This is a genomic window from Pseudescherichia vulneris NBRC 102420 (assembly GCF_000759795.1).
Classification (GTDB): Bacteria; Pseudomonadota; Gammaproteobacteria; order Enterobacterales; family Enterobacteriaceae; genus Pseudescherichia; species Pseudescherichia vulneris.
This window is the reverse complement of sequence record NZ_BBMZ01000008.1, coordinates 257,267-275,484: the sequence shown is the minus strand read 5'-3', so window position 1 is coordinate 275,484 and position 18,218 is coordinate 257,267. Positions and strand designations below refer to the sequence as shown.

Below are 18,218 nucleotides of genomic sequence, written 5' to 3'. Positions count from 1 at the left end.
GGTTGTATCAGACCTCGGCGGCGGCATTTCGTTTCTTTACGTTATTCACACCCGGCGCGGAACTCGCTCGGGCTGGCTCCGGTACATTTTTTGAACACGCGGGAGAAGTAGAGCTGATCCTCAAAGCCGACGTTGCGCCCGACGCTGGCGATGGGCATCCGCGTGGTGCTGAGCAGCAGCTTGGCCTGGCTGATGCGCTGATCCTCGCGCCAGCTAAGCACGCTAACCCCCAGCTGCTGACGGAAGAGGTGCGACAGCCGCGACGGCGACAGGCAGACGTGCTGCGCCACGCCAGCGATGTCGAAGTGGTTATCCGCCAGGTGATCGCTGATGTACTGGCAGGCGTCGCGCACCCGGTTATCCAGCGGTGGATGCAGCGATTCGTTGATCGCATCCATGCGCCTGAGCAGCACCTGCTCCAGCAGGTTGATCGCCAGCAGCTCGCTGTAGCGCCCGCCGCGCTGCCCTGCGCTGATGATCTGGGCAAACAGCTCGCTAAAGCTGGACTGATGGACGTCGTCAGGCCGGAAATAGCCGGTCTGGGCAAAAAGCGTCGGCCACGTTAGCCACTCATGCCAGTAAGCACGCGGCCGGAAGTAGACCCACTGGTGATACCACTCCCGCGCCTCAGGGTGACGGCCATAGTGGTGCACCTCGCCAGGGGGGAAAAGCAGGATATCGCCGGGGCGGCAGACAAACTGCCGTCCGTTGTTGTTGACGATCCCCTCTCCCCGCACCGTCAGGTTAAGAATGTAGCCCTTCATCCCTAGCGGGCGATCGACAAAGAAATCGAGGTAGCCGTCAGCCTCAATAGGCGTCAGCCCGGCCACGAGATGGGCATTAAACGAGTAGCCGGGCAGCAGAGGATCGGTTTGTAATTCAGCCATAAACAGCGCGCTCCAGGTAGTGGTCAAGGAAACCATTTGTCCATATTGGGTTTTATTTCGCCACGCGGCGGCCCTGGTGAACCGGATACAAAAACCGCAGCGTGACAACCCCGCCAGATAAAAGCACTTTCCCCGTTTTGACTAATCTACACCGATAAAAAGGGGTAACAAAAGTGTCTATAAACCCGGCAGAAATGTCCACATTGAATATTTGCAGTGAGTCACACTTTCTGCTGCCACAGCATTTTTATCCATAAGATTAGCGGATCCTGCCTGACGCTTTTTGGCCCCTGTCTCTAATGTTTCTCCATACGGTTATTTTGGATGGAGTAAGACGATGGCAATTGCAATTGGCCTCGATTTTGGCAGCGACTCGGTACGCGCCCTGGCAGTAGACTGCGAGCACGGGACAGAGATCGCCACCAGCGTGGAGTGGTATCCGCGCTGGCAGGAGGGGCGTTATTGCGACGCTCCGCGGAATCAGTTTCGCCATCACCCACGCGACTATATCGAGTCGATGGAAGCGGCAATCAAAAGCGTGCTGGTCCAGCTAAGCCCTGATCAGCGCGAGCAGGTGAGCGGTATCGGCGTGGACAGCACCGGTTCGACGCCAGCCCCCATTGACGCCGAGGGGCGCGTGCTGGCGCTGCGCCCGGAGTTTGCCGACAACCCCAACGCCATGTTCGTGCTCTGGAAAGATCACACGGCGGTAGAGGAAGCCGAGGCCATCACCCGCCTCTGTCACCAGCCGGGCAAAACCGACTACTCACGCTATATCGGCGGGATCTACTCTAGCGAGTGGTTCTGGGCCAAGATCCTGCACGTCACCCGCCAGGATGCCGCCGTCGCCCAGGCCGCCACCTCGTGGATCGAACTGTGCGACTGGGTTCCCGCCCTGCTCTCCAACACCGTCCGCCCGCAGGATATCCGCCGCGGGCGCTGTAGCGCCGGACACAAATCCCTCTGGCATGAAAGCTGGGGTGGTCTGCCTCCGGCCAGCTTCTTTGACGAGCTGGATCCCACCATCAACAAGCATCTGGCCTGGCCGATGTTTACCGAAACCTATACCGCCGATCTGCCGGTGGGCAACCTGAGCCCGGAGTGGGCCCAGCGTCTGGGCCTGTCGGAAAAAGTGGTGATTGCCGGGGGCGCATTCGACTGCCATATGGGCGCAGTGGGCGCAGGGGCGCAGCCGAACACGCTGGTAAAAGTGATCGGCACCTCAACCTGCGACATTCTGATTGCCGATAAGCCCAGCGTTGGCGATCGTGCGGTGAAAGGCATCTGCGGCCAGGTTGACGGCAGCGTGGTCCCGGACTTTATCGGCCTTGAAGCCGGACAGTCGGCCTTCGGCGATATCTACGCCTGGTTTGGCCGCATCCTCGGCTGGCCGCTTGAGCAGCTTGCGCTCCAGCATCCAGAGCTAAAATCCCGGATCCAGGCGAGCCAGAAACAGCTGCTGCCCGCCCTGACCCAGGCCTGGGCGGATAATCCTTCTCTCGATCACCTCCCGGTGATCCTCGACTGGTTTAACGGTCGCCGCACCCCTAACGCTAACCAGCGTCTGAAGGGAGTGATCACCGACCTTAACCTTGCTACCGACGCGCCGCTGCTGTTTGGCGGACTGATTGCCGCCACCGCCTTCGGCGCACGCGCCATTATGGAGTGCTTTACCGAACAGGGGATCGCGGTCAACAACGTGATGGCTCTCGGCGGTATCGCCCGTAAGAACCGGGTGATCATGCAGGCCTGCTGCGACGTGCTCAACCGCCCGCTGCAGATCGTCGCCTCCGATCAGTGCTGCGCCCTGGGCGCGGCCATCTTCGCCGCCGTCGCCGCAGGGGATCATCCGGATATCCCGACCGCACAGCGCCACATGGCCAGCGCCGTCGAAAACACGCTCCAGCCTGCTCCCGCTCAGGCGCAACGCTTTGAACAGCTCTATCGCCGCTACCAGCACTGGGCGGCCAGCGCCGAGCAACACTATCTCCCTTCAGCCGCGCCAGCGTCGCAGGCCGCTCTGACTCATTAAGGACACGATAATGACTATTTTTGATAACTACGAAGTATGGTTTGTGATTGGCAGCCAGCATCTCTATGGCCCGGAGACCCTGCGCCAGGTTACGCAGCACGCTGAGCAGGTCGTGAACGCGCTGAACGGCGAAGCTAAACTGCCCTGCAAGCTGGTACTGAAGCCGCTCGGCACCTCGCCGGATGAGATCACCGCGATCTGCCGCGACGCCAACTACGACGACAAGTGTGCGGGCCTGGTGGTGTGGCTGCACACCTTCTCCCCGGCCAAAATGTGGATCAACGGCCTGACCATCCTGAACAAGCCGCTGCTGCAGTTCCATACCCAGTTCAACGCCTCCCTGCCGTGGGACAGCATCGACATGGACTTTATGAACCTGAACCAGACCGCGCACGGCGGCCGCGAGTTCGGCTTCATTGGTGCGCGGATGCGTCAGCAACACAGCGTGGTAACCGGCCACTGGCAGGATCGTAAAGCCCAGCAGCGCATCGGGGCGTGGATGCGCCACGCGGTTTCCAAACAGGATACCCGCCATCTTAAAGTGTGCCGTTTCGGCGACAACATGCGTGAAGTTGCGGTTACCGACGGCGATAAAGTGGCAGCACAGATCAAGTTCGGCTTCTCGGTGAATACCTGGGCGGTGGGCGATCTGGTGCAGGTGGTTAACGACATCAGCGAAGGCGATATCAGCGCGCTGGTGGACGAGTATGAGAGCAGCTACCGCCTGACCGCTGCCGCACAGGTTAACGGCGATAAACGCCAGAACGTGATTGACGCGGCCCGCATCGAACTAGGCATGAAGCGCTTCCTTGAGCAAGGCGGCTTCCACGCCTTCACCACCACCTTTGAAGATCTGCACGGCCTGAAACAGCTCCCGGGCCTCGCCGTGCAGCGCCTGATGCAGCAGGGCTACGGCTTTGCGGGCGAAGGCGACTGGAAAACCGCCGCCCTGCTTCGCATCATGAAGGTGATGTCGACCGGTCTACAGGGCGGCACCTCCTTTATGGAGGACTACACCTACCACTTTGAGGACGGCAACGACCTGGTGCTTGGCTCCCATATGCTGGAAGTGTGTCCGACCATCGCCCTGGATGAGAAACCGATCCTCGACGTGCAGTACCTCGGCATCGGCGGTAAAGCCGATCCGGCCCGCCTGATCTTCTCTACCAAAACCGGCCCGGCGATCAACGCCAGCCTGATCGATCTCGGGGATCGTTTCCGCCTGCTGGTGAACTGCGTTGATTCCGTCGAGACGCCGCACCAGCTGCCGAAGCTGCCGGTCGCCAACGCGCTGTGGAAAGCCCAGCCGGATCTGCCTACCGCCACCGAGGCGTGGATCGTTGCCGGGGGCGCGCATCACACCGTCTTCAGCCACGCGCTGGATCTCAGCGATATGCGCCAGTTTGCCGAGCTGCACGACATTGAGCTGGCGGTGATCGACAACGACACCCGCCTGCCAGCGTTCAAAGATGCGCTGCGCTGGAACGAAGTCTATTACGGGTCAAAACGTTAAGTCCGTAACGCCCGGTGGCGCTGCGCTTACCGGGCCTACGTGGAGATAACTATGCTTGAAGATCTCAAACGTCAGGTGCTGGAAGCCAACCTGGCGCTACCGAAACATAATCTGGTCACCCTCACCTGGGGCAACGTCAGCGCCGTCGATCGCGAACGCGGCGTGTTTGTCATCAAACCCTCCGGCGTCGACTATGGCGTAATGACGGCAGAGGATATGGTGGTGGTGAGTATCGAAACCGGCGAGGTGGTCGAGGGGACGAAAAAACCCTCTTCCGATACCCCGACCCACCGCCTGCTCTATCAGGCTTTCCCCACCATCGGCGGGATTGTGCATACCCACTCGCGCCACGCTACCATCTGGGCGCAGGCGGGACAGTCCATTCCGGCGACAGGCACCACCCACGCCGACTACTTCTACGGCCCTATTCCCTGCACCCGCAAGATGACCGATGCCGAGATCAACGGCGAGTATGAGTGGGAGACCGGTCAGGTGATCGTCGAAACCTTTAACACCCAAGGGATCGACGCCGCCCAGATGCCTGGCGTGCTGGTGCACTCCCACGGTCCCTTTGCCTGGGGCAAAAATGCTGACGATGCGGTGCATAACGCCATCGTGCTGGAAGAGGTCGCCTACATGGGTATCTTCTGCCGCCAGCTCACCCCGGATCTGCCAGCCATGCAGCAGACGCTGCTGGATAAACACTACCTACGCAAGCACGGGGCGAAGGCCTATTACGGACAGTAGAACTGTATAAAAACCCAGCTAAAACAGTGAAACCAGGCTATAATAACGCCTGGTTTTATTTTATGAGAAGAGAGCGTGGCGCAGGCGCAAGAAGGCTTTTTACTGACCCGGCACTGGCGGGATACCCCTCAAGGCACCGAGATCGCGTTCTGGCTGGCCACCGACGAAGGCCCGCTGCGGGTGGTGCTGCCCGTGCAGGAGTCGGTGGCGTTTATCCCCTCGGCGCAGGTGCCTCAGGCGCAGCGGATCCTTGCGGGTGAAAGCCACTACCGCCTGACGCCGCTTGAGCTGAAAGACTTCAGCCGCCAGCCGGTGCACGGCCTCTACTGTCGCGCCCATCGTCAGCTGATGCGCTATGAGAAGCTGCTCCGCGAGGGCGGCGTAACGCTTTATGAAGCCGACATCCGCCCGCCTGAACGTTTCCTGATGGAACGCTTTATCACCGCCCCGGTATGGGTCAGCGGCGAGGCGCGCGACGGCGAGCTGGTGAATACGCGCCTGAAGCCCAGCCCGCACTATCGCCCACCGCTGAAGTGGGTGTCGCTGGATATCGAAACTACCCGCCACGGCGAGCTGTACTGCATTGGCCTGGAGGGGTGCGGGCAGCGCACGGTCTATATGCTCGGGCCGGAAAATGGCGACGCCTCGGGCCTCGACTTCCATCTGGAGTACGTTGCCAGCCGTCGGCAACTGCTGGAGAAGCTCAACGCCTGGTTTGCCACCCACGATCCGGACGTGCTGATCGGCTGGAACGTGGTGCAGTTCGATCTGCGGATGCTGCAAAAGCACGCCGAGCGCTACGGCGTCCCGCTGCGGTTGGGGCGTGGCAACAGCGAGCTGGAGTGGCGCGAGCACGGCTTTAAGAACGGCGTCTTCTTTGCGCAGATGGCGGGCCGGCTGATTATCGATGGCATCGACGCCCTGAAGTCCGCGTTCTGGAACTTCCCGTCATTCTCCCTCGAAGCGGTAGCGCGGGAGCTGCTCGGGGAAGGCAAGTCGATCGATAATCCCTGGGACAGAATGGACGAGATCGAGCGGCGCTTTAACGAAGATAAGCCCGCCCTTGCCACCTACAACCTAAAGGACTGCGAGCTGGTGACGCGCATCTTCCATAAGACCGCCATCATGCCCTTCCTGCTGGAGCGCGCCTCGGTCAACGGCCTGCCCGCCGATCGCCATGGCGGGTCGGTAGCGGCCTTCAGCCATCTCTATTTTCCACGCATGCACCGGGCGGGCTACGTGGCCCCCAATCTCGGTGACGTGCCGCCGCAGGCCAGCCCCGGCGGCTACGTGATGGACTCCACCCCTGGCCTGTATGACTCGGTGCTGGTGCTGGACTATAAAAGCCTCTACCCGTCGATCATCCGCACCTTTCTGATTGATCCGGTGGGGCTGATTGAAGGCATGGCGCAGCCGGATGAAACCCACAGCAGCGAAGGCTTTCTCGGAGCGTGGTTCTCCCGTGAGAAGCACTGCCTGCCGGAGATCGTCGGCCAGATCTGGCACGGCCGCGACGAGGCCAAACGTCAGGGTAACAAGCCCCTCTCCCAGGCGCTGAAGATCATCATGAACGCCTTCTACGGCGTGCTGGGCACCAGCGCCTGCCGCTTCTTCGATCCCCGGCTGGCGTCGTCGATCACCATGCGCGGACATGAGATCATGCGTCAGACTAAAACGCTGATTGAGTCCCAGGGCTATGAGGTGATCTACGGCGACACGGACTCGACCTTCGTCTGGCTGAAGCACGCCCACAGTGAAGAGGAGGCCGCCCGCATCGGCCAGGCGCTGGTGGTGCTGGTCAACGACTGGTGGCGGGAACATCTTGCCAGCAAGGGGTTAACCAGCACGCTGGAGCTGGAGTTTGAGACCCACTTCAGCCGCTTCCTGATGCCAACCATTCGCGGGGCGGATACCGGCAGCAAGAAGCGCTACGCCGGGCTGATTCAGGAGGGTGACAGCCAGCGCATGGTCTTTAAGGGTCTGGAGACGGTGCGCACCGACTGGACGCCGCTGGCGCAGACGTTCCAGCAGGCGCTCTACCTGCGCATTTTTCGCCGCGAGCCATATCAGGATTACATCCGCGAAACCATTGCCCAACTGATGGCGGGCGAACTGGATAACCAGCTGGTCTATCGCAAGCGCCTGCGTCGCCCTCTGGCGGAGTACCAGCGCAACGTGCCACCCCACGTGCGGGCGGCGAGGCTGGCGGATGAGCAGAACCAGAAGCGCGGCCGGGCGTTGCAGTATCAAAAGCGGGGCACAATTAAGTACGTCTGGACCACCCACGGCCCCGAGCCGGTGGACTACCAGCAGTCGCCGCTGGACTACGATCACTACTTAACTCGCCAGCTACAGCCGGTGGCGGAGGGCATCCTGCCGTTTATGGGCGATGACTTTGCTACACTGGTCACGGGGCAGATGGGACTCTTTTAGCGCGGTTTGAATGATGACGAAGACGTGACGAACGCGTTGCCATCCAGTACCATAGCGCCCTTTCCAATCCTGGCCCCAATTTTTGACGCGCTGTCGCTCTCTGACGGTGGTCTAACTATTGCCTGCAATTTGAGATATAGAGCCGAATAACTATGCCTTTTACACTTGGTCAACGCTGGATCAGCGATACAGAAAGCGAACTCGGACTGGGAACCGTTGTGGCGATGGATGCGCGTACCGTTACGCTGCTCTTCTCCTCAACCGGAGAGAACCGTCTCTACTCCCGCAGTGACTCCCCGGTTACTCGCGTAATGTTTAATCCAGGCGATACGGTGACCAGCCACGAAGGCTGGCAGCTCACCATTGATGACGTAAAAGAGCAAAACGGTCTGCTGACCTACACCGGCACGCGCCTCGATACCGGCGAGACCGACGTGGCGCTGCGTGAAGTGCTGCTCGACAGCAAGCTGGTGTTCAGCAAGCCGCAGGACCGCCTGTTCGCCGGGCAGATCGACCGTATGGATCGCTTCTCCCTGCGCTACCGCGCGCGTAAGTACCAGAGCGAGCAGTATCGGATGCCATGGAGCGGCCTGCGCGGCCAGCGCACCAGCCTGATACCGCATCAGCTGCACATTGCCCACGACGTGGGCCGTCGTCATGCGCCGCGCGTGCTGCTGGCGGATGAAGTTGGCCTGGGTAAAACCATCGAGGCGGGGATGATCCTGCACCAGCAGCTGCTGGCCGGTGCGGCAGAGCGCGTGCTGGTGGTGGTGCCAGAGACCCTGCAACACCAGTGGCTGGTGGAGATGCTGCGCCGCTTCAACCTGCGCTTCGCGCTGTTTGATGACGAGCGCTACGCGGAAGCGCAGCACGAGGCCGATAACCCGTTTGAGACCGAACAGCTGGTGATCTGCTCCCTGGACTTCGTGCGCCGCAGCAAGCAGCGCCTGGAGCACCTGTGCGATGCCGAGTGGGACATGCTGGTGGTCGATGAAGCGCACCACCTGGTGTGGAGCGAAGAGGCACCGAGCCGCGAGTACATGGCGATTGAACAGCTGGCCGAGCGCGTGCCGGGCGTCCTACTGCTGACCGCGACGCCGGAGCAGCTGGGCCTGGAGAGCCACTTCGCCCGTCTGCGCCTGCTGGATCCGAACCGCTTCCACGACTTTGAGCAGTTTGTTGAAGAGCAGCAGAACTACCGCCCGGTAGCCGATGCCGTGGCCATGCTGCTGGCGGGTAAGCATCTGAGCGACAGCGAGCTGAACACCCTGAGCGAGCTGATTGGTGAGCAGGACATTGAACCGCTGCTGCAAACCGCTAACAGCGATCGCGACGGCGCAGAGGCCGCGCGCCAGGAGCTGGTCTCCATGCTGATGGATCGCCATGGCACCAGCCGCGTCCTGTTCCGTAACACCCGTAACGGCGTGAAGGGCTTCCCGAAACGCGAGCTGCATACCATCAAGCTGCCGCTACCGACCCAGTACCAGACGGCCATCAAGGTCTCCGGCATCATGGGGGCACGCAAAAGCGCTGAAGAGCGCGCACGCGACATGCTCTACCCGGAGCAGATCTATCAGGAGTTCGAGGGCGACACCGGCACATGGTGGAACTTCGACCCGCGCGTGGAGTGGCTGATGGGCTACCTGACCAGCCACCGTTCGCAGAAGGTGCTGGTGATCTGCGCCAAGGCTGCCACCGCCCTCCAGCTGGAGCAGGTGCTGCGCGAGCGGGAAGGCATCCGTGCCGCCGTGTTCCACGAAGGCATGTCCATCGTTGAGCGCGACCGTGCCGCCGCCTGGTTTGGCGAAGAGGACAGCGGCGCGCAGGTGCTGCTCTGCTCTGAGATCGGCTCCGAGGGGCGTAACTTCCAGTTCGCCAGCCACCTGGTGATGTTCGATCTGCCGTTTAACCCGGACCTGCTGGAGCAGCGTATCGGTCGTCTGGACCGTATCGGCCAGGCGCACGACATTCAGATCCACGTTCCCTATCTGGAAAAGACCGCCCAGTCGGTGCTGGTGCGCTGGTTCCACGAAGGCCTCGACGCCTTTGAGCATACCTGCCCTACCGGCCGTACCATTTACGACCAGGTGCACAGCGATCTGATTGGCTACCTCGCCGCGCCGGAAGAGACCGAAGGCTTCGACGAGCTGATCAAAACCTGCCGCGAACAGCACGAGGCGCTGAAGGCCCAGCTGGAGCAAGGCCGCGATCGCCTGCTGGAGATCCACTCCAACGGCGGTGAAAAAGCGCAGGCGCTGGCAGAGAGCATTGAAGAGCAGGATGATGACACCGGGCTGATTAGCTTTGCCATGAACCTGTTTGATATCGTGGGCGTCAACCAGGACGATCGCGGTGAGAACATGATCGTGCTGACCCCGTCCGATCACATGCTGGTTCCGGACTTCCCGGGCCTGCCGGAAGATGGCTGCACCATTACCTTTGAGCGTGACGTGGCCCTGTCGCGGGAAGATGCCCAGTTTGTAACCTGGGAGCATCCACTGATCCGCAACGGTCTGGATCTGATCCTCTCCGGCGATACCGGCAGCAGCACCATTTCGCTGCTGAAAAACAAGGCGCTGCCGGTGGGCACCCTGCTGCTTGAGCTGATCTATGTCGTTGAGGCACAGGCACCGAAGCAGCTTCAGCTTAACCGCTTCCTGCCTGCTACGCCGGTGCGTATGCTGCTGGATAAAAACGGCAATAACCTTGCCGCCCAGGTGGAGTTTGAAACCTTCAACCGCCAGCTGAGCGCGGTTAACCGCCACACCGGCAGCAAACTGGTGAACGCGGTGCAGCAGGACGTACACGCGATCCTGCAGCTGGGTGAAGCACAGATCGAGAGCGCGGCGAAGGCGCTGATTGCCGCGGCGCGCCAGGAGGCAGATGAACGTCTCTCGGCGGAGCTGTCGCGTCTGGAAGCGCTGAAGGCGGTGAACCCGAATATCCGTGATGATGAGCTGGCCGCCATCGAGAGCAACCGTCAGCAGGTGCTCGATAGCCTTGCTCAGGCGGGCTGGCGTCTCGATGCGCTGCGTCTTATTGTCGTTACGCACCAGTAACAGGAACCCGTTATGTTGATGGAGCCCTACAATCCGCCGCAGTCGCCCTGGCTGGTCGTGTTATACCAGGACGAGCATATTATGGTGGTTAACAAGCCGAGCGGCCTGCTCTCTGTGCCTGGAAGGCTGGACGAGCACAAGGACAGCGTGATGACGCGCATTCAGCGCGACTATCCGCTGGCGGAGTCGGTGCATCGTCTGGATATGGCCACCAGCGGCGTGATCGTAGTGGCCCTGACCAAAGCCGCGGAGCGAGAGCTTAAGCGCCAGTTCCGCGAGCGCGAGCCGAAGAAGCAGTACGTGGCCCGCGTGTGGGGGCATCCTGAAAAGGCGGAGGGTCTGATCGATCTGCCGCTGATCTGCGACTGGCCGAACCGCCCGAAGCAGATGGTGTGTCATGAGACCGGTAAGGCGGCGCAGACCGAGTATTCGGTGCTGGAGTACGCGGCGGATAACACCGCCCGCGTACAGCTGAAGCCCATTACCGGGCGCTCGCACCAGCTGCGCGTGCATATGCTGGCGTTGGGTCACCCGATCCTGGGCGACCGCTTCTACGCCACGCCCGAGGCGCTGGCGATGGCACCCCGCCTGCAGTTGCACGCCGAGATGTTGACCATTACGCACCCCGCATACGGCACCAGCATGACCTTTAAAGCGCCCGCTGATTTCTAGCAGGCGTTTGCCTGCGGGCGGGCGTTACTTCAGCCCGCTCACCAGCGTCTTGCGGCTCTCTTCCAGAGAGATAACGCGGCTGCACACCGCCTTGCCGAACTGCTCGAAATCCGCTTCCTGATTTTTCCACTCGCTCTGAATCGCAGTTTGCAGGCCGCCGAGGCTGCCCATTACGCTCTGTAACGGATTACCGCCGCCTTTCAGCACCGCCTGAGCACCCATCTCGTTGATGCTGTCCTGCAGGATGCCGCCCATTGCCTGGTTCACCAGCTGCTGACCGTTGGCACGTACCTCATCAATCGCCTTATGGTGAAATGCGAGGCCGTCGCTGCGATGCTCCAGAATGCGGTTCATCTGCTCTTTCAGCTGCGCGTCGAGCTTGGTTAAGCGCCCGCGCATGTTGCTGCTTTGGCCCACTTCTTTGGCGATGATCTTATCCAGCGCCACGCGGCCTTTCTCAACGCGGCTACGCGCGCCCTCGTCGATCCACGGCAGCGCGTTGCGCAGATCGGCCTGATAATCTTTCGCCTGCTCGCGCTGGGCCGCACTGAGGCTATACTGCTTGCCGTTGAACATGACGTTGCCGTCTGGCGTCATCACCAGATTGCCGTTCTCCCCCACTACCTGCACGGTTTGCGGGTTAACGATCACGTCGTCACGCGGGTTCACGCTACATTTGTATTCTGCCTGGGCAGTAAAGGCGGTTGCCGCCAGGGCCGCAGCCAGCAGCGCTTTGCGCATCATAAAAACTCCTGTCCTGTAGAGACAAAACGGGCCGGCAATCGCCAGCCCCGATAGTGACTTAGTCCCACCAGACGTCAAAAAGTTCGCTGATGCGCACATCTTCAAAGCCGCGGCCTTCGAGCCAGCTACGCACGGTAGCCTGATGCTCTTCGGTGCATTTGCCAATCTCCTGCTTGCAGATCAGCCCTTCCCAGACCAGGTAGCCGCTGCCGTCAAAGGCCAGCTTGTTTGGCTCAATCACCTCGTTAATGAAGGCATCAACCGTCTGGTCGATCTGCTCCTCAGAGGTGCCCTCCGGGAAGCGCCAGGCAACGGAAAAGCCCAGCTCCTGAAATTCATCGATATGTAACTTCTTACGCAGACGACGGCTACGGTTCGTTGCCATTATTTTACCCTCTCGAACATTAAGTCCCATACGCCGTGGCCAAGACGATGACCACGCTGTTCAAATTTGGTTACCGGGCGCGTCTCCGGGCGCGGTACATAGTCGCCGCTCTCAGAGCGGTTTTGATATCCGTCGATAGCGGACATCACTTCCAGCATGTGCTCGGCATAGGCTTCCCAGTCGGTGGCCATATGGAAAACGCCACCCAGCTTCAGCTTGCCCTTCACCAGTTCGGCAAACGGCGTCTGCACGATACGGCGTTTATTATGGCGCGCTTTATGCCACGGGTCAGGGAAAAAGAGCTGCACCATGTTCAGCGAGTTGTCCGGGATCATCTTATGCAGCACTTCCACCGCGTCGTGACACATCACGCGCAGGTTCTCCACGCCCTCTTCATGGGCAGTGGCGAGGCACGCCCCCACGCCCGGCGAGTGGACCTCAATGCCGAGGAAGTTCTGCTCCGGCCTGGCTTTCGCCATCGCTACCAGCGAAGCGCCCATACCAAAACCAATCTCCAGGGTCACTGGTGCATCGCGGCCAAACAGCGCGGTGAAATCCAGCGGCTGCTCGCTAAACTCAACGCCCATCACCGGCCAAAAGTTATCCAGCGCGTGCTGCTGCCCCTTGGTCAGACGGCCCTGGCGGCGGACGAAGCTGCGAATACGGCGCAGCGGGCGACCGTTTTCATCAAATTCGGGTGAAATGACGTCGTTGTTCATAGGTGTTTAGTCTGCTTGTGAGAGTGTTCGGGAAACGGGCATTATCCAAAGTTAATAGCCGGATGCAAGCACCGGAAAGTTCCGGTTTACAGCCCGGTGTCGCTGTGCTGCAATCTGGCCCCTTAATCATGCAATTCGGAACTCCTGCTTTGACCATGCACGCGTCTCAGTTTTCAGCCCAGGTGCTGGAGTGGTACGACAAATACGGGCGCAAAACCCTGCCCTGGCAAATCGAAAAAACGCCCTACAAAGTATGGCTCTCTGAGGTGATGTTGCAACAAACGCAGGTGGCGACGGTTATCCCCTACTTTGAGCGCTTTATGGCGCGTTTCCCAACGGTGACCGATCTGGCCCGTGCGCCCATCGACGAGGTGCTGCATCTGTGGACCGGGCTGGGCTACTACGCCCGCGCGCGCAACCTGCACAAGGCCGCGCAGCAGGTGGCTGACCAGCACGGCGGCGTGTTCCCGGATACCTTTGAAGAGGTTGCCGCCCTGCCGGGCGTCGGACGCTCAACGGCGGGGGCGGTGCTCTCCCTTGCGCTCGGCAAACACTTCCCTATTCTTGATGGTAATGTGAAGCGCGTGCTGGCTCGCTGCTACGCCGTTGACGGCTGGCCGGGCCGCAAAGAGGTGGAGAAGCGCCTGTGGGCGATCGCTGAACAGGTCACGCCTGCGCAAGGCGTGGCGCAGTTTAACCAGGCGATGATGGATCTTGGCGCGACGGTCTGCACCCGCTCAAAGCCGAAGTGTACGCTCTGCCCGCTGAATAATGGCTGTATCGCCTATGCTAACGAGAGCTGGGCGCAGTATCCGGGCAAAAAGCCCAAGCAGACGCTGCCGGAGCGCACCGGTTTTCTGCTGCTGATGCAGCACGGCGAGACGGTCTATCTTGCCCGCCGACCGCCTACTGGCCTGTGGGGCGGCCTCTACTGCTTCCCGCAGTTCAGCGATGAAGCGGCCCTGCGCGACTGGCTGGCGCAACGGCAGATTCAGGCCGATACTCTTACCGAGCTCAACGGATTTCGCCATACATTCAGCCATTTCCATCTGGATATTGTGCCGATGTGGCTTCCCGTGTCCTCCTTCACGTCATGCATGGATGAGGGAACAGGTCTCTGGTATAACTTAGCCCAGCCGCCGTCGGTGGGCCTGGCCGCGCCGGTAGAGCGCCTGTTACAACAATTACGCGCGGGCGCACCCGTTTAGCGCCGCGACATCACGAGGAGTGACCATGAGCAGAACTATTTTTTGTACCTTCCTGGGCCGCGAAGCGGAAGGCCAGGACTTCCAGCTCTATCCGGGCGATCTGGGCAAGCGGATCTACAATGAGATCTCTAAAGAGGCCTGGTCCCAGTGGCAGCAGAAGCAGACCATGCTCATCAATGAGAAGAAGCTCAACATGATGAACGTGGAGCACCGCAAGCTGCTGGAAGAGGAGATGGTGAACTTCCTGTTCGAAGGGAAAGACGTACATATCGAAGGCTATAAGCCACAAGATTAAGGGCCTCGGCCCTTTTTTTGGAAAGAATAACGACTTAACACAACATACATCCAGGAATGATGAAAAAATATTTAGCGCTAGCCCTTATTGCGCCGTTGCTCATCTCGTGTTCCAGTTCCAATAAAAAGGGCGATAGCTATAACGAGGCCTGGGTAAAGGACACCAACGGTTTTGATATCCTGATGGGTCAGTTTGCCCATAACATCGAAAACATCTGGGGTTTTAACGAAGTCCTGATTGCCGGACCCAAGGACTACGTAAAGTATACCGACCAGTATCAGACCCGTAGCCACATCAACTTTGATGCCGGGACGATCACCATCGAGACCATTGCCGGTACCGAGCCGGCGGCGCATCTGCGCAAGGCGATCATCAAAACCCTGCTGATGGGCGACGATCCCGGCTCTATCGATCTCTACTCCGACGTAGATGATATCCAGATCTCGAAACAACCGTTCCTCTATGGTCAGGTGGTGGATAACAACGGCGAGGCGATCCGCTGGCAGTGGCGCGCCGAGAAATATGCCGACTATCTGCTGCAAAACCAGATGAAGAGCCGCACCAACGGCCTGAAGATTATCTACAGCGTGACCATTAACCTGGTAGCGAACCACCTCGATAAGCGTGCGCATAAGTATGTGGGTATGGTGCGCCAGTCGGCACGCAAGTATGGCGTGGATGAGTCGCTGATCCTGGCGATTATGCAGACCGAATCTTCGTTTAACCCCTATGCGGTCAGCCGCTCTGACGCGCTGGGCCTGATGCAGGTGGTGCAGCACAGCGCCGGTAAAGATGTCTTCCGGGCGCAGGGGCGTTCTGGCATGCCGGACCGTGGCTTCCTGTTCGATCCCGCCAGCAATATCGATACCGGTACCGCCTATCTGGCGATGTTGAACAACATCTATCTCGCCGGTATCAGCAACCCAACCTCACGCCGCTACGCGGTGATCACCGCCTATAATGGCGGCGCGGGCAGCGTGCTGCGGGTCTTCTCTAACGATAAGGTGCAGGCGGCGAACATCATCAATACGATGTCGCCAGGCGACGTCTATGAGACGCTCACCACGCGCCACCCATCGGCAGAGTCGCGCCGCTACCTCTACAAGGTAAATACGGCGCAGAAAGGGTATCGTGGGGGCAAAATTTAAGCCGCGATGAAAACGCCGGGTGGCGCCACGCTTACCCGGCCTACGCCTGCTGCACGACGTACCCATATAAACGCTTGATGCCGTCGGGGTCGGTTTCGCTGTAGACCCCCTGCAGCTCCGGCGAGAAGCCCGGCAGCAGGTTAACCCCCTCCTCCAGCGCCAGGAAGTAACGCTGCACCGCCCCACCCCAGATCTCACCCGGCACCACGCAGAGCACGCCCGGCGGATAGGGCAGCGCGCCTTCGGCGGCGATCCGTCCCTCAGCCTCGCTGATGCGCACCAGCTCTACGTTGCCGCGAATAAACTCGCTGTTGGCATCCTGCGGGTTCATCGCCACCGGCGGCAGACTCTGCTGGCGGAACATCGCCTTCTGCAGATCCTTCACGCCAAAGCTGACGTAGAGATCGTGCATCTCTTGGCACAGCTCGCGCAGGGTATAGTCGCGGTAGCGCACCGGATACTTATTGAAGATGGTCGGCAGCACGTCCGCCAGCGGCGTATCGTCCTCAATATGCTGCTCAAACTGCCCGAGCATTGCGACCAGCTGATTGAGTTTCTCCTCGCTCTCGGCGGGGGTCAGCAGGAAGAGGATTGAGTTGAGATCGCACTTCTCGGGCACGATGCCATTCTCACGCAGATAGTGAGCCAGAATCGTGGCCGGGATACCAAACTCGCTATACTCGCCGGTCTCCGCGTCGATGCCCGGCGTAGTCAGCAGCAGCTTGCAGGGGTCAACAAAATACTGCTCACGAGCATAGCCCTCAAAGCCGTGCCACGCCGCGCCCGGTTCAAAGCTGAAGAAGCGGCGCTCGCTGGCAATGGCATGGGTAGGGTGATCCTGCCACGGACGCCCCGCCACCTCCGGCGGCACGAAGGGTTTGATCATCTTGCAGTTGGCAATGATCGCTTTCCGCGCCTCAATGCCTACCGCCACGCACTCGGCCCACAGACGACGGCCGCTCTCCCCTTCGTGAATTTTGGCGTTAACATCCAGGGCGGCGAACAGCGGATAGAACGGGCTAGTGGAAGCATGGAGCATAAAGGCATTATTCAGCCGCTTGTGCGGGCAGAAACGCGCCTGGCCGCGCAGGTGGTTATCCTTCTTATGGATCTGCGAGGTCTGGGAGAAACCGGCCTGCTGCTTGTGCACCGACTGGGTCACAAAGATCCCCGGATCGTTCTCGTTAAGATCGAGCAGCAGCGGCGAGCAGTCGGCCATCATGGGAATAAACTGCTCGTAGCCTACCCACGCGGAGTCAAACAGCACATAGTCGCACAGTGCGCCGATCTTGTCGATCACCTGCCGGGCGTTATAGATCGTGCCGTCGTAGGTGCCGAGCTGGATCACTGCCAGGCGGAACGGGCGTGGGGCATCGGCCTTTTCCGGAGCCACGGCGCGGATCTGCTCGCGCAGGTACGCTTCATCAAAGCAGTGGGCGTCGATCCCGCCAATAAAGCCGAACGGATTACGGGCGGCCTCCAGGTAGACCGGCGTAGCGCCCGCCTGAATAAGCGCCCCGTGGTGGTTCGACTTATGGTTGTTGCGATCGAACAGCACCAGATCGCCACGCGTGAGCAGTGCGTTTGTCACCACCTTATTCGCCGCCGAGGTGCCGTTGAGCACGAAGTAGGTTTTATCCGCATTAAACACTTTGGCAGCAAATTTCTGCGCGTGCTTGGCGGAGCCTTCGTGGATCAGCAGATCCCCCAGCTTGACGTCGGCGTTGCACATATCGGCACGAAAGACGTTTTCACCAAAGAAATCGAAGAACTGGCGGCCCGCCGGATGCTTTTTAAAGAACGCGCCATGCTGATGCCCTGGACAGGCGAAGGTGCTGTTATCCATCGCCACATACTGGCTCAGGGTGTCAAAAAATGGTGGCAGCAGGTTCTCTTCATAGCGGCAGGCGGCTGCTTCCAGCTCCAGCATCGCCTGCTCTTTGCCGTTAATCACCGCGTCAACGCCCGCAGGCGTATCTGCCTGCTCATCGGCAAACATAAACACCGGCAGATTGAAGCCCGTGCGCTTGAGCAGCGCAAGGATGCCGCTCTGGCTATCCGCCCGCGTAATAACGACTGCCGCCACATCGGTAAAGTCCGTGTTGTCCAGCGTTACCACTTCCCGGTGCGTGGAAAGCGCAGAGACCAGCGCGCGGCTGGCGGCCATTTTCATCGTTTTCATAAGCTATGGGTAACCGTTAGCCTCACCGTACGGTGAGTGGAGTCGGGATCGGGAACAAACGGGCTAAGGATCGCATAACTATGCGATGCGTCTGGCGAACAAAGCGATCTGTCATCCAGCGGCCCCCGTTGTTGAGAAAAAGAGTTTACAGAAGAGTAGCAAGGAGAAATTTCGCGCAATAATGTCACTTTTAA

The 18,218-nt window shown here is 60.1% G+C and carries 14 protein-coding genes; 9 read left to right on the top strand and 5 right to left on the bottom strand.

The window, feature by feature from the left end:
* Positions 1–41: 41 nt before the first annotated feature.
* Positions 42–887: an arabinose operon transcriptional regulator AraC gene (gene araC / locus EV102420_RS07165; RefSeq protein WP_042390409.1), complete on the bottom strand. Its 846-nt coding sequence runs from the start codon at positions 885–887 to the stop codon at positions 42–44.
* Positions 888–1,224: 337 nt separating this feature from the next.
* Between araC and araB the strand changes: the two genes are divergently transcribed.
* The 6 genes from araB (at position 1,225) to rluA (ending at position 11,343) form a co-directional block, all read left to right on the top strand.
* Positions 1,225–2,919, top strand: a complete 1,695-nt coding sequence (gene araB / locus EV102420_RS07160) for a ribulokinase (protein WP_042390408.1) — start codon at positions 1,225–1,227, stop codon at positions 2,917–2,919.
* Positions 2,920–2,929: 10 nt separating this feature from the next.
* On the top strand, positions 2,930–4,432 hold the full coding sequence (gene araA, locus EV102420_RS07155) for an L-arabinose isomerase (protein ID WP_042390405.1): 1,503 nt from the start codon (positions 2,930–2,932) through the stop codon (positions 4,430–4,432).
* A gap of 51 nt (positions 4,433–4,483) precedes the next feature.
* Entirely contained in the window at positions 4,484–5,179 is a 696-nt protein-coding gene (gene araD / locus EV102420_RS07150; RefSeq protein WP_042390404.1) for an L-ribulose-5-phosphate 4-epimerase, read from the top strand.
* Between the two features lie 75 nt (positions 5,180–5,254).
* Positions 5,255–7,612, top strand: coding sequence for a DNA polymerase II (gene polB / locus EV102420_RS07145; RefSeq protein ID WP_042390402.1), 2,358 nt, complete (start codon positions 5,255–5,257; stop codon positions 7,610–7,612).
* 152 nt (positions 7,613–7,764) lie between these two features.
* Positions 7,765–10,671 carry an RNA polymerase-associated protein RapA gene (gene rapA, locus EV102420_RS07140; RefSeq protein WP_042390400.1) on the top strand — a complete coding sequence of 969 codons (2,907 nt, stop codon included), beginning with the start codon at positions 7,765–7,767 and terminating at the stop codon, positions 10,669–10,671.
* Positions 10,672–10,683: 12 nt separating this feature from the next.
* Entirely contained in the window at positions 10,684–11,343 is a 660-nt protein-coding gene (rluA, locus tag EV102420_RS07135; RefSeq protein WP_042390398.1) for a bifunctional tRNA pseudouridine(32) synthase/23S rRNA pseudouridine(746) synthase RluA, read from the top strand.
* Positions 11,344–11,367: 24 nt separating this feature from the next.
* Here rluA and EV102420_RS07130 read toward each other — a convergent pair whose 3' ends face one another.
* From EV102420_RS07130 to trmB, 3 genes are read right to left on the bottom strand one after another with little or no spacing between them, the layout of a single operon-like run.
* On the bottom strand, positions 11,368–12,087 hold the full coding sequence (locus tag EV102420_RS07130; protein WP_042390395.1) for a YggN family protein: 720 nt from the start codon (positions 12,085–12,087) through the stop codon (positions 11,368–11,370).
* A gap of 58 nt (positions 12,088–12,145) precedes the next feature.
* Positions 12,146–12,472: a YggL family protein gene (locus tag EV102420_RS07125; RefSeq protein WP_042390393.1), complete on the bottom strand. Its 327-nt coding sequence runs from the start codon at positions 12,470–12,472 to the stop codon at positions 12,146–12,148.
* Positions 12,472–13,191, bottom strand: coding sequence for a tRNA (guanosine(46)-N7)-methyltransferase TrmB (trmB, locus tag EV102420_RS07120; RefSeq protein ID WP_042390391.1), 720 nt, complete (start codon positions 13,189–13,191; stop codon positions 12,472–12,474). The genes EV102420_RS07125 and trmB overlap by 1 nt, the downstream gene beginning before the upstream one ends.
* Before the next feature lie 155 nt (positions 13,192–13,346).
* Between trmB and mutY the strand changes: the two genes are divergently transcribed.
* From mutY to mltC, 3 genes are read left to right on the top strand one after another with little or no spacing between them, the layout of a single operon-like run.
* On the top strand, positions 13,347–14,399 hold the full coding sequence (mutY, locus tag EV102420_RS07115; RefSeq protein WP_042390390.1) for an A/G-specific adenine glycosylase: 1,053 nt from the start codon (positions 13,347–13,349) through the stop codon (positions 14,397–14,399).
* Positions 14,400–14,424: 25 nt separating this feature from the next.
* Positions 14,425–14,694 (top strand): oxidative damage protection protein, encoded by a 270-nt coding sequence (locus EV102420_RS07110; RefSeq protein WP_042390388.1) that lies wholly within the window; start codon positions 14,425–14,427, stop codon positions 14,692–14,694.
* Between the two features lie 59 nt (positions 14,695–14,753).
* Positions 14,754–15,842: a membrane-bound lytic murein transglycosylase MltC gene (gene mltC, locus EV102420_RS07105; RefSeq protein WP_042390385.1), complete on the top strand. Its 1,089-nt coding sequence runs from the start codon at positions 14,754–14,756 to the stop codon at positions 15,840–15,842.
* 40 nt (positions 15,843–15,882) lie between these two features.
* On the opposite strand, the gene EV102420_RS07100 is transcribed toward mltC, so the two are convergent.
* Positions 15,883–18,024 (bottom strand): ornithine decarboxylase, encoded by a 2,142-nt coding sequence (locus EV102420_RS07100; RefSeq protein WP_042390383.1) that lies wholly within the window; start codon positions 18,022–18,024, stop codon positions 15,883–15,885.
* Positions 18,025–18,218: the final 194 nt, after the last annotated feature.

What these genes read in the sequence shown, in the direction of transcription:
- mutY (WP_042390390.1), top strand. Translation starts at nt 13,347, where the DNA reads ATGCACGCGTCTCAGTTTTCAGCCCAGGTGCTGGAGTGGTACGACAAA.
- mltC (WP_042390385.1), top strand. Translation starts at nt 14,754, where the DNA reads ATGAAAAAATATTTAGCGCTAGCCCTTATTGCGCCGTTGCTCATCTCG.
- EV102420_RS07110 (WP_042390388.1), top strand. Translation starts at nt 14,425, where the DNA reads ATGAGCAGAACTATTTTTTGTACCTTCCTGGGCCGCGAAGCGGAAGGC.
- EV102420_RS07100 (WP_042390383.1), bottom strand. Translation starts at nt 18,024, where the DNA reads ATGAAAACGATGAAAATGGCCGCCAGCCGCGCGCTGGTCTCTGCGCTT.
- rluA (WP_042390398.1), top strand. Translation starts at nt 10,684, where the DNA reads ATGTTGATGGAGCCCTACAATCCGCCGCAGTCGCCCTGGCTGGTCGTG.
- EV102420_RS07130 (WP_042390395.1), bottom strand. Translation starts at nt 12,087, where the DNA reads ATGATGCGCAAAGCGCTGCTGGCTGCGGCCCTGGCGGCAACCGCCTTT.
- araD (WP_042390404.1), top strand. Translation starts at nt 4,484, where the DNA reads ATGCTTGAAGATCTCAAACGTCAGGTGCTGGAAGCCAACCTGGCGCTA.
- araB (WP_042390408.1), top strand. Translation starts at nt 1,225, where the DNA reads ATGGCAATTGCAATTGGCCTCGATTTTGGCAGCGACTCGGTACGCGCC.
- trmB (WP_042390391.1), bottom strand. Translation starts at nt 13,191, where the DNA reads ATGAACAACGACGTCATTTCACCCGAATTTGATGAAAACGGTCGCCCG.
- EV102420_RS07125 (WP_042390393.1), bottom strand. Translation starts at nt 12,472, where the DNA reads ATGGCAACGAACCGTAGCCGTCGTCTGCGTAAGAAGTTACATATCGAT.
- araA (WP_042390405.1), top strand. Translation starts at nt 2,930, where the DNA reads ATGACTATTTTTGATAACTACGAAGTATGGTTTGTGATTGGCAGCCAG.
- araC (WP_042390409.1), bottom strand. Translation starts at nt 887, where the DNA reads ATGGCTGAATTACAAACCGATCCTCTGCTGCCCGGCTACTCGTTTAAT.
- rapA (WP_042390400.1), top strand. Translation starts at nt 7,765, where the DNA reads ATGCCTTTTACACTTGGTCAACGCTGGATCAGCGATACAGAAAGCGAA.